Raw genomic sequence first — 12,904 nt, forward strand, 5'->3', positions numbered from 1 at the left:
TTCTATTGTCGGCGAATTTCGGATTATTTCTTATCGAGTTTCGCGTTGATTTTCTTCTTGAGTTCCTTCAACTGCCAGCGGCCGCGCTTGTCTTCCATGAAGAAGTTCGTGCGTATTCCGCGCGAGAGCCCGCGTTCAATCAGGTCGAGCGCGTCGGCATAGCGCTTCTGGTCGAACCGAAGTTCTGCCAGGAAGAAGTAGTTGTATAGGTCCTTCGGGTCCTGTTGTAGGGCCTGCGTCAGGTACTGGTCCGCAAGGTTCTTGTCGGGCCACGTGAGGATCAGCGGCACGTAGGGCAGCAGCTGGTGCGCACGCCCGAGCACTTGCCAGTCCTCGGTCTGGGTCGCTACATCGCGTACCTTGTTCGCAACGCCGTTCTTCACTGCCTGTAGCGGGTTCTTGTCGGCACCCCACATCGATACGGCCGATGCGTATATGTGCGCAATTTCCTTGTTCTTGGGGAACTTCGTGTAGGCCGCCTCGGTAATGGTCTTGAGGGAATCGAGCTTCTTGGAGCGCTTGCTCTTTTCGAAGGGCACGAACCTGAACGAGAAATACAGACTCTTTACGTAGCCCTCGGTAGCCGCTTCTTCGACTGATGCGTCGGAAATGGCCTTCTTGTAGGCATCTATCATGAGTTTCGCATTGTGTGCGTCGGCCTTGTCGCCCTTGGCGCGTTCTGCGCGGGCGGCATAGCACGAATCGGCAAAACGCAGGTCATCGTTTGCGAAGACCGTGCATGCGGCAACAAGTGCCACGCCGACTATTTTAGATGCGATTCCCATTGGAACGTTAGACTTTCCAGGACTGGAGGAACCTATTGACGTGCGCAATCCTGTCCTTTTCCTCGTCCTTGCCGTGGAATGTCTTGAACAGCAGATTGCGGTACTCCATCATAGCGGTACGTATCAGAATCTTGTCTTCTTTCTTCAGCATATCCTAATAATACAAAATTTCCGTTATTAGTTTATTTGTTTCCCTTGCCCTTGCCTGCAAAATAGTCCTGCTGGCGGGTTGCGCCAAGAACAGCGTGCCAGAGCGTTCCGTTAGGGTCTATCTTCTTGCGCTCGTTCACGGCGTACTCGATAGGCACGTGGCTGAACTGCTCGTTCATGCTGCCCACGACCATGTCGGTCTTGCCGGCCATGCCCGCGTGTACGGCGCTTTCGGCCAGCTGGAAGCAGAAAATCGCGTCGGTGCCTTTCGCCGGAATGCTCCGCACCATGTAGCTCGGGTCGAAGTACTTGATGTTGACTTCCTTGCCGACCTTGTCGAAGTGTTCCTTGATTTTGCGCGTCAGGAATTCACCGATATCGTTCTTCAGGATGTTTCCGCTGGCGTCGCGGCGTTCTTCCTGGCCGTTGAAGAGTTCCTGCCCTGCACCCTCGGCGACGGCGATAACGGCATGCGTCTTGCCGCTGCTGTAACGGCTTTCGAGCGCCTTGAAGAGGCCCTCGAGCGTGAAGGGAACTTCGGGGATAAGACAGAAGTTCACCACCGTGGTGGCAAGTGCCGCGTAGGCGGCGATAAATCCGGAATCGCGGCCCATGAGCTTCACGAGGCCGAGCCCGTTGAATGCGCCGTTCGCCTCGTTGTGGGCGCTTGTGATTACGTCGGTTGCCGAGAGCACCGCGGTCTCGAAACCGAAGGTGCGGTCGATGAGGTTCAAGTCGTTGTCGATGGTTTTCGGGATGCCGATGACCGAGATGGGCTGCTTGCGCTTCTTGACTTCTTCGGCAATCGCGTGTGCGCCGCGCAGCGTACCGTCACCGCCGATGCAGAACAGCACGTTGATGTTGAGGCGCATCAGGGTGTCCACCATGATGGAGGGGTCCTGCATGCCGCGGGAACTGCCGAGGATGGTGCCGCCGTCTTCCTGGATGGAGTCGACCACATCGGGGTTTAGCGTGATGGGGGAGTAGCCGTAACTGGGGTTAAGGCCGCGGTAGCCGTAGGGGATACCGAAGATATTGCGTACGCCGTAGTCGAACCACAGCACCTGAACGAGGCCCTTGATCACGTTGTTGAGGCCGGGGCAGAGTCCGCCGCAGGTAACGACGCCCGCGCGGGTCCAGGCGGGGTCATGGAATATAGTCTCGCGGGGGCCGGCAGCTTCGAGCGAAGGCACGGCGATGCCCTTCTTGTAGAATTCGTGAATACGGTTTACGTCGGTGGTGAGGCTAATGCGGTCGTCATCGGATACGAACCGCATTCCTTTCATGGGGGACTTGAGCGTTCCTTTCCCGACAGTCTCGATGGAAAGGTCGTACTGTTCCGGGTTCTTGAGGATATCTTCCTGCGTCATGTTTAGTCCTTCGAAAAAATCGCACGGCGGATTATCTCCGTCGTGCCTTAAAATACAAAAAAAGTGCCGGTGTTATTAGATGGTCTGCGGCGGGAAATGGATTTTCGTGCGCAGTCCGGGGTTCGCGTTCTCGATTTCGATACGCATGTTTGAGAGTGTGCAGAGCTTCTTCACCATCGAAAGCCCGATGCCGGTACCCTTCGTGGTGCGGGTCATCTCGTTTTCGACGCGGTAGAATTCCTGGAACACGTTCTTCATTTCGGATGTGGGGATGCCTGGGCCGTAGTCGCGCACGGCGAGGTACACGTGGTCGCCCTCGGTCTTGAGCTCGATGATAATCATCTTGTAGTCCGCGTTCCTCGAGAACTTGAGCGAGTTGTCCACCAGGTTCGTGAGGATCTGCATCACCGCGTCGCGGTCCATCATCAGCTGGACCTTGTCGATATCGGTGTCGCACGATACCGTGAGCGAGAATCCATGGTCCTCGATATTCTTCGTGTACATGGTCACGAAGTCGTCGAGTACGGCCTTCGGGCGGTCCTTGCGGATGTTCGCCACCCAGCGGTTGCCGTCAAGCTTCGAAAGGTCGAGTACGTTCTGGATAAGTCGTGTAAGCCTGTCGCTCTCGCTTGCAATCTGGTCGAAACTCCTCATGCGTTTCGCATCGTCCATCTTGTTGTAGCTGCTCTGCAGTATCTCTGCGCGCATCTTGATGGTGGTGAGCGGGGTCTTGAGTTCGTGACTCACTGCCGATATGAAGTCTTGCCGTTTCTGGGCCAGGTCAAGCTGGCTCTGCGTGAGCCTGTATATGGAGATAAGACCGCCACCCAGCAGCAGGAACATGATTCCGCCGATAAGGAACAGCAGTTCGCCGTTGCTTATAATCTGCCCCTTGTCGCTCCCGACCTTCTGCACCGAGTTGTCGACGTAGATGGCCATCGATATGTTGTTGAGGGGCTCGGCGAGGTCTTCCTGGAAAACCTTCATGGCGCTGCGGGCGTCTATCCCGAACGCGATGATCGTCTCGTTGCTGTCCATGAACGCGAGGCCCAGGTGGTTGTCTTCGGCGGTGTAGTCGCTTATCTCGATATCAACGATGCTCTTGAGGTATTCGCGGAGGTCCACGACAAAACCTTGTACAAAGTTCTCTTCGCCCCTGAGCACGTTCCTGTAAAATACGATGTATTTGCGGTTCTGCTTTGCCTGGAACGATTCGATAGCGATGTCCATCGTGCCTACATAGGGGAATATTCGGTATAGGCCCGACGTATCCATCTTCGCGGATTCCACGTTGAACGCGAACTGTTCCTGTTCCGACGTGCGTTCCACGCGCAGGCGTTTTTTCTTCTTGCTCTTCGAGAGGTCGAGCTCGTTTGCCAGCTGGTCAAGTGCGTTGGAATTCTTCGAGGAATCCTGCGTGGCTGTTCCCTTGTTCTTGATGCCCATGTCGCGCACGATGAACTTGAGCTGGTTCTGGAACGACTCGCGGATTTCCTTGTTCTCGAGCTGTACCTGGCCGAGCGCACCTGCGGGCAGGTAGGGCGTGCTGAACACGCCGTCGGGGTCGATCTGGAAATGCCCGATAAGCCCTGCATACTGGCTGCAGTAGTCTATCTTGCTGGAATCGCTATTGCACGATGTGACGGGGAAGTTCAGCGCAAGGTCGGAATAGGTAGGCTGTTCGCCTGCCGAGATGGTCTTGGCCACCTTGATAAAGCGGTATTCCATGAACGACCGCTTGTTCTCGATGGCAAGGTCATCCTTGATCTTGTTGTTGGCCATCTTCAGCACTTGTGTCGCGTGCATCGCCCATTCCGCTTTCGCGTCGTCCTGCATGTGCAGGTACGAGTCATAAAGCAGCCCGGCGACGGGCAGCGCGATAACGGCGAAGATAGCCGTGTAGATAAGAACTAGCCGTTTCTTTAGGCGGTTTTTGAGCATTCGGGGCTAGAACGCATCTGGTAGCCTTCGCCTCGGAACGTGACGAGCAGTTTCGGGTGCGAGGGATCGTCTTCGATTTTCTTGCGCAACTTGGTAATGTGGATGTCCACGGTGCGGGTGTCGACCGATTCGGCATTCTCGTAGCCCCAGACTTCGCGGAGCAGTTCGGAACGCGGTACGGCGTGGTCGCGGTTGTTCCACAGGTATTCGAGGATCTCGATTTCCTTGCGGGTGAATGCGAGTTCTTCCTTGCCGCGCGTGCCCGAGTATTCGCGGAAGTTCACGCGCAGGTTGCCGGCGGCGAGCTTGCCTTCGTTCTCGAGGGACTGGCGGCTGCGGCGCAGCACCGCCTCGATGCGGGCGAGCAGCATCGGCACGGAGAACGGCTTCGGGATGTAGTCATCCGCGCCGAACTTGAGGCCGTTGATGATGTCTTCGTCGGTATTCTTTGCCGAAAGGATAATGATGGGGAGGCTTCTGTCCTTTTCGCGGATCTTGTCGCAGACCTCGAAACCATTCATGCCCGGGAGCATGACGTCGAGCAGGACAAGTCCATACTGGTTGGAAAGAGCTTCCGAAAGTCCGCTTTCGCCATCGGCCACGTGCTTCACATGGTAGCCGTTCAGTTCACACAGGTCTATGAGACCTTCTGCAATTGCAATTTCGTCTTCGACAATGAGGATGCTTGTACTGCTGGTATTGTTAACAGACATCTTTTGGTTCCTTAACTCCTGTAAAAACTATTAAAGTGCAAAACCGACGCCGACTTCAGCAGCCATGTGGCCCGGGTCGATTTCTTCCGGGTAGTCGCCGCCGAAGTAGTACTTGAAGTTTGCGTATGCGGCAATCGGAATGATGGGAAGCTTGGCGCGCAGGCCGACGAGGATATGGCCGCCGATGCTCTGCTTGAGGCCTTCTTCGAGGGCGGCGTCCTGCAGGTTCTCGACGAGCGTTTCGGAAACCTTGTTGCCGAGATCAGCCCCTGCGTTCGGGTTGCTGACCAGTGCGAGTGGGTCGCTCAGGACTTCGTTGACCATCGAGTTGTAGGTGTCGCCAACGACCTTCTTGGTGAAGGGCTGGTTCAAGATAAAGGTGTTCAGGTAGTAGGTGAGGCCGCCACCAATGTAGGGGCGGATGATGGGGATGAACGTGATGGGGTAGGTGATGGAGATGTCACCGTTCATCTGTACGAACTTCGGGTTGGCCTTGCCGAACGGGGTGCCGCCCAGCTCGACTTCGAGGTCAATCTGCTGGTAGGTGAGTTCACCGCCTGCAAGGGATGCCTTCGGGTCGGCGATGAAGAGGGTTGCGTCGTAAGAACCGAACTGGATATTGAAAGTCGCTTCAATGTCGATGATGGGGAGGATGTCGACCCATACCTTGAAGCCGAAGCCCTGCATCATCTCGTCGAATCCGCCGTGCCACATCTTGACTTCGCCGGCATCCGTAACGTCGACGCGGTCCCTGACTTTATCAGTACCGAGACCCTTCATCGAGGTCCCGAAATTCGGGGCGTAATGAGCACCGATGCCAATGATGGCGAAAGACTGTGTGGCGAGAAGGGCGCCAGCAGCGAGCAAAACTTTGAAGTTCATATAGGCTCCTATGGTAACTTTTAAACTTGAAACTAGATAAAATTTTCCAAAAAAGGACGGATACTTTCGTGAAAATGTCCTAAAACGGGCTCTTTTTCGCAAAAGTGTGACCTTTTATCCGAAAAAATCGGCTTTTATCGGCTTGGTGTAAACTTTTTTATATCATATACCCACAAAATGTATATATTATATAAGTTTCTTACGATGGCCCGCAGTGCAGGGCGCGAAGGAAAGGAGATAAGGCGAATTATGCAGAAGTTGATGATGCTCTTGGCACTTGTGGGCTTGGTGACAAGCCTGAGCTTCGCAGCATCTTCTGCCGAAACTCGCCGCAATTCCTCTGACGCCTTTGACGAGCTCGATTCCGAGTTCGGCGGTCGGCCCCAGAAAAAGAATTCTCCCGCGGCAACGGCACCTAGGCAGGCGCCCCGGAGCGTTGCCAAGAACCAGCAGGGGAACATGCCCGTCGAGGGTGCCCCCACGATTCTCGTTGTCCCCGCGCAGAAGACCAAGGGGATGAGCGACCTGCAGGCTTTCCAGAGCAATCCGAACAACAGGATGGCTACCGAGGCCATCAACGGCTACCTCACGCAGCGTCAGTACGAGGTCAAGTCCCTGGCCGGCCAGGAATCCCTTAACGAAGTCGTGCAGATGCAGCAGGATATCGCCGAGACCGAAGAGGATCTCTCCTACCTGGCGAGCCTTGCGCTCGGTGCCGACATCTACATCAAGTTTTCCGCCTCCATCGAAGGCGGTATCGTGCTTATCGAGCTGAGTGCCTACGAGGCGGCAACTGCACGCCTGCTCGGGAGCCAGACAAGCCAGGCGGCTGCAAACGGCAGTTCCAGGGGCGAGATCGCCGATGCCGTGTACGCCGCGGCAAGCCGTGCCATGCCCGGTCTCGAGAAGAAAATCAAGGGCTACTGGGAAGTGGACCGCAAGAACGGCGTCCAGTACAAGGTCATCATGAAGCTTCAGGGCGATTTCGACGAACAGCGCGTCGAGGATATCCAGGACGATGTGAACCAACTCCTGAAGAAGGCCTTCAAGCGCGTAAACGTGAACGTGATGACGGCGAAGACCATCGACATGACGGTCTTTGCGGATATCGCGAAGTTTGGCGACGCGCAAGAGGTGTACAGCTATATCCGTCGCGGCATGAAGGGTTCGGTCAACGTGAAGAAGATAAACATCACGAAGAAACTGATCCTTATCGAAATGAAGTGATATGAACATCAAGAAGATTGCCTTTCTACTCCTTTCCTTTTCTGTAGCTGCGTTTGCGGGCAAGGTGATTACCTATACCGCATCGTCCGATGTATCGCAGGAGCAGGCGAACAATACTGCTATTGCTGGAGTGGCAAAGCAGGTTTCGTCGCAGGTCCGTGCCGACGACCGTCTGAGTACATCTGATGTTACTGCAGGTGGCAAGGAAAGTATTTCGCAGACGTACACCTCCAAGAAGAACGTCAGTACCGACGTGAACCTCAAGTGGATCAAGGTGCAGCCGCTCCCGAAGGAAGGCAAGCGTTTCCGCGCGACGGCGACGCTCGATGTCGACGAGATGACGAACAACATCCGCCTGCAGATGGCCGACATCAAGAACAAGATTGCAAAGCTGGAATCCGACGGCCGTGCGGCTCTCGATGCCTCCCGCTACGACGAGGCGGTTCGCTGCCTTACGAATGCGCAGGCGCTGCTGCAGCCCTATGCCGACCTGAAGGCGGAACTTGCGGAAGTGTTCACGCTCAACGAATCGTTTAACCTCAAGCATGACCTCCCCGGCTTCAAGGCGCTTATCGCATCGAGGCTGGGCAATGTGCGTATCGAGACGTCGCCTTCGGAAATTGTTGTCGAGGGCGATGTAATCAAGGACCTCGCGGTTAAGGTGCTCGATGCCAAGGGCCCCGTGACGGATTTCCCGCTCAAGGCCATTCAGGAAAGCAAGAAGCTTGATTCCCGCCGCACGCAGGACAACGGGTCTGCCGTGTTTACCTTGCAGGGGGTCAGTACCGCGACAGGGTCGCAGTCGGTATCGTTCGTGCCTGATTTCCCGAGGGATATCCTGAAGGCGGCGGGCCTCGAGAAAGGATTCCCCGTGCTCTACAGTGTCAAGCGGGCGGCATGCAACGTGCGGCTCGATTGCAAGGGGAATGCCGATGCGTGCAAGGCGCTCGAAAGCGAACTTGCGAAGAACGCGATATACAACGGGAAGGATGCAAAATACCCGCAGCTCAAGGCCGAGGTTGCTTCTACCCCGAAGGGTTCGCTCGGCAAGCTAGTGTCCTTCGACATGACGGTTAGCGTGACCGGTGACCGTGTGAATTTCTCCAAGTCCACGAAGGGCGTCGGGAAGACCGAGGCCGAGGCGATGGGCAAGGGAATCGCCAAGCTCAAGTTCAAGGAACTCCTGGAGCAGGTCAAGAACATCTGTGCCGAATAGCATATAATTCGGGACGGCGAGCGGATATAGCGTGAGCCATGATGAACGAGTGGAATTAAAAAGGCGCCTTATGGCGCCTCTTTCTCTTTGTCACCCTCGCGAAGGCGAGGGTCTATTTTAAACTTCAGCTGAAGATTACTTTTTCTTCTTGCCGGAGGTAGCGTCGAGCTCGATCTTGACGGTTTCTTCGCCCTTCACGGTCACGAGCATTTCGGCGGACTTGCGGTTGGAGCATTCGGCACGCACCAGGTGGTCGCCGGCATCCAGGTTGTGGATGGTGAGCGCTGCACCGTCGGTCTTGTCGGAGTTTTCACCGTCGACGTAGATGATGCACTTGCCCGGCTTGGTGGTCACTTCGATGTGGCCCTTCGGGATCTTGGTGCCGTAGTCGAAGGTGTTACGCTTGTCGTTGCCCGGCCAAACGTTCACGCGCTGGTTCACCAGTTCGTAACCCTGGTCGATGACGATGAGGGTCTGGCGACCGGACTTGACCTGCATGTTCTCGATGGGGCTCTTGCCGAGCAGTTCGCCGCCGAGGTACACTTCGCTGTTAGGCGGATTGGTAATAATGGTGACCGTTGCGGGCTTGTTGCGCGGAGGTGGATCGTCGTCTGCGACAGCGGCAGAGACAAGGAATGCCACCAAAAGGGCGAAAATATAAAGTTTCTTCATGGATTACTCCTTTTGTTTGTATATAAAATATAAAGTTTTTTCGGAATTTACTTTTTTTTTGTGCAAAAGTTTGGAAACTAATATCTACTTTTCCATATATGAAAGCCCTTTACCAGAAAATTCGCACCCTGAATGGCAAAAATTACGGTCTCTACAAGTCCCTCGCCGACAAACCCTGGGATTTTGGTGACTTTGTATTGGAATTCATCCATGTGCAGGGCGACCCGTATGCACCGCCTTCGAGAGTGCTGCTGCGTTCCAAGCTTGCTACGCTCGGGTATGCACCGGAGTGGGGCTCGGGATTCGAGCGCAGGCTTGCGCTGAGCGATTTTCTGCTGCGCCGCCTAAGCGGCCTGGTACAGGAGAAGTATTCCGGGAAAGATGCCGCGGTCGTGTTCGATTCGGCTGGACCCGAGATGCTGGTGCGGAACTCCCTCTGGATAGACAATGGCGAACTCAGGGCGTGCCTGCAGGTGAGGCTCCCGGGCGAAGGCCGCAAGATCCAGGCCGAGGCTGCTGCCGAAATCCTCACGATGGTCATGCCCGACCTGGTGTCGGCGGGGCTCTATTATAATAAGGGCGATGAGCCCGCGATGCAGGAACATTACCGCGTGCTTGCCGAACGCAAGGAAATCTTGGAGCAGCTCGACGGGCATGGGCTCTGCGCGTTTGTTCCTGATGGGGCGGTGTTGCCGCGTGCATCGGGCCTGAGCGAGATGCCGCTCGAGAATGCGGTGCCGTTTAACGCCCCCGATGGACTTGCGGTGACTTTGAATGCCTGCGGGCGCGAAATCCGCGGCATGGGAATCCCGAAGGGGATTACGGTGATTACGGGCGGCGCTTTCCACGGGAAGTCCACTTTGTTGCAGGCCCTGACGCGGGCAGTGTACCCGCATGTGCCGGGCGACGGGCGCGAAGGCATCGTTGTAGATGCTACGGCGCTCCGTGTGGGCGTAGAAGACGGGCGCAGCGTACGCGGGACCGACCTTTCGATGTTCGTGCGCGACCTGCCCGGTGGAATCAGCACGAAGGATTTCAATACGCTGTCGGCTTCGGGTTCTACGAGCGAGGCCGCGAACCTGCTCGAGGCCATGGAGGCTGGCGCAAAGACGTTCTTCATCGACGAGGATTCCTCCGCGGTAAACTTCCTGATTCGCGACGTGCGCGTGCGCAAGCTGCTGGGCGACGAGCGCGAACCGCTTATCCCGCTGACCGACCGCATTCGCGGGCTCGCTTCTGCGGGCATGAACTTTATTCTTGTCGCGGGCGCCTGCGGTGACTACCTCGATATTGCAGACAACATAATTGTTATGGCAAACTACAAGGCGGAATGCGCTAAGTCTACAATGTCATCCTGGAAGGCCGAAGGCCTGATTGGGTCCGTAGAAGCGGGAAAAATAAATGCGCGACCCTTCGCCGCCTACATGCAGCCCCTGCAGAAGTCGGTGCGGCCCGCATCTGCCGTGGAGCGCCAGGTGAAGGTGAAGCTTGCGGGCGATACGCTGTTGCAGATAGGTTTCCTCGTGGCCGATACTTCGCGCCTCGTGACGCTTGTCGATAAGCAGCAGCGGCTCGGTGCCGGATTCATGTTGCTGAACATGCTCCAGAATGCCGCGAGCAATACTGAAGGCGACTCGCCTGCCGATTCTATCGCGGGTGCAGCCCAGAAGCTCTGCGATGTTATATGCAATGTCGGGTTCAGGAACCTGCCGCAGGGCATGAGCCGCGAGATGAGCCTGCCGCGTGCCGTAGATATCGCCTGCGTGGCGTTCCGACTGAATGCCGGAAAACGCTGACGAACGGTGTTCGTAATTTGCATAAGCGATATATATTCTAATAGTGTCTTAGAGGTGTCCTCGAGGACTCCCATTAGTTTCCTGTAAGGTGTGATTATGTCTAGAGGGGATAAGTTTTGCGTGTTTTTATTTGGCCTTGTGCTACTTGCGCAGGCAGTTTATGCTGCCGATTCAAATTTGGAGAAGGCCAAGCAAGATATGATATACGGGTATTCGACGGAGAAGGCTATTCAGGAATTGGAACGCCTCACGCCGCCTGCCGGTTTTGTGCTCCTTTCTTACGAAGAGGAATTTCTCCTGTACAGCAAGGCTGTTCAGGATGCCGATGCCTTAGACAAGCCGAAGCACTGGGAACATATAGACTTTTTGCTTGCTAAGCGCGATTCCATTGTGGCCGCCCGCGAAAAACTACACGTTGTTGGTGGGGGAAGTCTGTTGGAAAAGCGCCACCTGGCCGTGAACGTGAACCATCGCGACTTGCGGTTTGCCATGGCGGTGAGAGAAGTCCCGCGCGAGACTCGCGAATTTTACGGGATATATCTGGAACGCCTTGCGCTGAACTATGGCGGTGGCGAACCGATGGAGTTTGAAAACTCTGCTGCAGAGTGGCGTGAGTTTCGCAAGCGTTACCCCGGGAGCCCTTATCTTGACTGGATGCCTCCGGTAAGCCCCGAAACGGCGAAGGAGGCCGAAGACCAGCACTTGTCCGTGGCACCCAAGTGGATGCATTGGACCCTGCTTGGTGGGTATTCCTATGCGATGTATTCCGGTGGATTGGGAAAAATGCTGGATCCCTCGACCGGGTTCAACATCATGGCCGAATGGCAGATGTCGCGCCTCCTGTTCCTGCTTCAGGTTGGTTCTACTTCCGGTGACGGCTTCAGTGATTTTTCCATAGCGCTGTCTGGCGGTTTCGCCTTCATGGAATGGAGATACTTCTCAGCGGATTTGATTTTTGGAGTGGTCGGTGAAAATTTGAGAATGAAAGGTGTAGACGATATCCCGTCATCAAAGACTATGCTTGTTGGCGTGCAGGCCGATGGCTTTATTCCCATAACGAATATCCTTGATATAGATATCCGTGCGCAGTTCTCCCTGCATTATTCCTCTTTCGAGATTGACGGTCGTAACAAGGGTGGCTTGGTCGAGGTGTTGAGCCTTTCTGCCGGTGTCCATTTCGGTGCGCCCAAAAGGAGTGGAAGATGAAAAAGATTGTTGCTCCGTTGTTTTGGATAACGTTGTTTGTAGTTGCTAGTGTGCTGAGTGGCTGTACTATGGTAATGAAACTTGCCGTTGGCTGGATGAACTACACGCAGGATACCTACTTTAGGGATCAGGTGCCGGCTGGCGGCTGGGTGGACCCTGAATGGGACGGAATCCCGCGCAGTGTTACCATATTGTATTCCGAACCCATGTTCGACGGTTACGCTTCGTTCAAAAAAGAATGGCCTGAATACGGTGGCAATTTCAGTGGCTGGTTCAAGCAGCAGATGAATAATGCCGCGGCGACGCTTAACTCCCGTACTGAGGTAATGAGCGTTGATGATTCCGCGTTTGCGATGGAAAGCCGCAAAGCCCTGTGGCATCGCTATGGTGGCGATGCGGATTCTGTCGCGGTGCCGGTGCTTCGCGAGAAGTACAGGAATGCTGTAGAAGAAGTCGCGGTAGTGATATCTCCAATTGTCGTTGTTGCAAGCGAACGTGCTGATACTACGGGTGCAAAAATGGTGAAGGCGCTATATTCCATTACCGATGTCAAGCGTGGCAAGCTTCTTGCGTACGGCAAGGTGGATGTCCGTGGAGAAATGGGACGGATGACGAATGTTAGTTTATCTGAAAAACTCCTGCTTCTGGTTGTAGAGAGCTCTCCGATGGAGCAAGTACGTATGTCTCCCATGGGAAACGACGGTGGCAGGCCAGAAAAAAGGAGCGTCTGGAAGGAGTAGGGGCAATTTTTTTGTGATGAGCGAATGATTTGGCTTTTTTTGTCCCGTTAGACGGAACTGTGGCTCTGATTTTTTGTGAATTGTTTGTTGACAGAGGGTTTTTAAACTGGTTTTATGCCGTTTTTTCAAAAAAAATGAAAAAAAGTTGAATTTTTTTGAGAAAAACCCTTGACATTCTCCCCGAAAATTCTATAATTGGCCTCACC

At 54.9% G+C, this 12,904-nt stretch carries 12 protein-coding genes; 5 read left to right on the forward strand and 7 right to left on the reverse strand.

Features of this window, described 5'->3' with window-relative positions; all coding sequences use genetic code 11:
• Positions 1-23: 23 nt before the first annotated feature.
• The 6 genes from B7994_RS13465 to B7994_RS13485 form a co-directional block, all read right to left on the reverse strand.
• Complete coding sequence (locus tag B7994_RS13465; protein WP_088638981.1) at positions 24-785, reverse strand: lipopolysaccharide assembly protein LapB; 762 nt, start codon at positions 783-785, stop codon at positions 24-26.
• A 7-nt stretch (positions 786-792) separates the two neighbouring features.
• Positions 793-936 (reverse strand): hypothetical protein, encoded by a 144-nt coding sequence (locus B7994_RS14120; RefSeq protein ID WP_158213154.1) that lies wholly within the window; start codon positions 934-936, stop codon positions 793-795.
• Positions 937-967: 31 nt separating this feature from the next.
• Entirely contained in the window at positions 968-2,305 is a 1,338-nt protein-coding gene (locus B7994_RS13470) for an ATP-dependent 6-phosphofructokinase (protein ID WP_088638982.1), read from the reverse strand.
• 75 nt (positions 2,306-2,380) lie between these two features.
• Positions 2,381-4,246, reverse strand: a complete 1,866-nt coding sequence (locus tag B7994_RS13475; protein WP_088638983.1) for a cell wall metabolism sensor histidine kinase WalK — start codon at positions 4,244-4,246, stop codon at positions 2,381-2,383.
• Entirely contained in the window at positions 4,228-4,959 is a 732-nt protein-coding gene (locus tag B7994_RS13480) for a response regulator transcription factor (protein WP_088638984.1), read from the reverse strand. The genes B7994_RS13475 and B7994_RS13480 overlap by 19 nt, the downstream gene beginning before the upstream one ends.
• Before the next feature lie 30 nt (positions 4,960-4,989).
• Positions 4,990-5,841 (reverse strand): hypothetical protein, encoded by an 852-nt coding sequence (locus B7994_RS13485; protein WP_088638985.1) that lies wholly within the window; start codon positions 5,839-5,841, stop codon positions 4,990-4,992.
• 249 nt (positions 5,842-6,090) lie between these two features.
• On the opposite strand from B7994_RS13485, the gene B7994_RS13490 reads away from it, so the two are divergent.
• Complete coding sequence (locus B7994_RS13490) at positions 6,091-7,068, forward strand: DUF6175 family protein (protein ID WP_144063910.1); 978 nt, start codon at positions 6,091-6,093, stop codon at positions 7,066-7,068.
• A gap of 1 nt (position 7,069) precedes the next feature.
• Positions 7,070-8,284, forward strand: a complete 1,215-nt coding sequence (locus B7994_RS13495; RefSeq protein ID WP_088638987.1) for a hypothetical protein — start codon at positions 7,070-7,072, stop codon at positions 8,282-8,284.
• 135 nt (positions 8,285-8,419) lie between these two features.
• Here B7994_RS13495 and B7994_RS13500 read toward each other — a convergent pair whose 3' ends face one another.
• Positions 8,420-8,956 carry a PEGA domain-containing protein gene (locus B7994_RS13500; RefSeq protein WP_088638988.1) on the reverse strand — a complete coding sequence of 179 codons (537 nt, stop codon included), beginning with the start codon at positions 8,954-8,956 and terminating at the stop codon, positions 8,420-8,422.
• 98 nt (positions 8,957-9,054) lie between these two features.
• On the opposite strand from B7994_RS13500, the gene B7994_RS13505 reads away from it, so the two are divergent.
• From B7994_RS13505 to B7994_RS13515, 3 genes are all read left to right on the forward strand, one after another.
• On the forward strand, positions 9,055-10,752 hold the full coding sequence (locus B7994_RS13505; protein ID WP_088638989.1) for an ABC-ATPase domain-containing protein: 1,698 nt from the start codon (positions 9,055-9,057) through the stop codon (positions 10,750-10,752).
• Between the two features lie 96 nt (positions 10,753-10,848).
• Complete coding sequence (locus B7994_RS13510) at positions 10,849-11,958, forward strand: hypothetical protein (RefSeq protein WP_144063911.1); 1,110 nt, start codon at positions 10,849-10,851, stop codon at positions 11,956-11,958.
• Positions 11,955-12,698: a hypothetical protein gene (locus B7994_RS13515; protein ID WP_088638991.1), complete on the forward strand. Its 744-nt coding sequence runs from the start codon at positions 11,955-11,957 to the stop codon at positions 12,696-12,698. The genes B7994_RS13510 and B7994_RS13515 overlap by 4 nt, the downstream gene beginning before the upstream one ends.
• The last annotated feature ends 206 nt before the right edge of the window (positions 12,699-12,904 follow it).

Source organism: Fibrobacter sp. UWR2, from assembly GCF_002210285.1.
GTDB lineage: Bacteria > Fibrobacterota > Fibrobacteria > Fibrobacterales > Fibrobacteraceae > Fibrobacter.

Excerpts from the sequence above, each read along its gene's own strand:
- B7994_RS13465 (WP_088638981.1), bottom strand. The coding sequence starts at position 785 with ATGGGAATCGCATCTAAAATAGTCGGCGTGGCACTTGTTGCCGCATGC.
- B7994_RS14120 (WP_158213154.1), bottom strand. The coding sequence starts at position 936 with ATGCTGAAGAAAGAAGACAAGATTCTGATACGTACCGCTATGATGGAG.
- B7994_RS13470 (WP_088638982.1), bottom strand. The coding sequence starts at position 2,305 with ATGACGCAGGAAGATATCCTCAAGAACCCGGAACAGTACGACCTTTCC.
- B7994_RS13475 (WP_088638983.1), bottom strand. The coding sequence starts at position 4,246 with ATGCTCAAAAACCGCCTAAAGAAACGGCTAGTTCTTATCTACACGGCT.
- B7994_RS13480 (WP_088638984.1), bottom strand. The coding sequence starts at position 4,959 with ATGTCTGTTAACAATACCAGCAGTACAAGCATCCTCATTGTCGAAGAC.
- B7994_RS13485 (WP_088638985.1), bottom strand. The coding sequence starts at position 5,841 with ATGAACTTCAAAGTTTTGCTCGCTGCTGGCGCCCTTCTCGCCACACAG.
- B7994_RS13490 (WP_144063910.1), top strand. The coding sequence starts at position 6,091 with ATGCAGAAGTTGATGATGCTCTTGGCACTTGTGGGCTTGGTGACAAGC.
- B7994_RS13495 (WP_088638987.1), top strand. The coding sequence starts at position 7,070 with ATGAACATCAAGAAGATTGCCTTTCTACTCCTTTCCTTTTCTGTAGCT.
- B7994_RS13500 (WP_088638988.1), bottom strand. The coding sequence starts at position 8,956 with ATGAAGAAACTTTATATTTTCGCCCTTTTGGTGGCATTCCTTGTCTCT.
- B7994_RS13505 (WP_088638989.1), top strand. The coding sequence starts at position 9,055 with ATGAAAGCCCTTTACCAGAAAATTCGCACCCTGAATGGCAAAAATTAC.
- B7994_RS13510 (WP_144063911.1), top strand. The coding sequence starts at position 10,849 with ATGTCTAGAGGGGATAAGTTTTGCGTGTTTTTATTTGGCCTTGTGCTA.
- B7994_RS13515 (WP_088638991.1), top strand. The coding sequence starts at position 11,955 with ATGAAAAAGATTGTTGCTCCGTTGTTTTGGATAACGTTGTTTGTAGTT.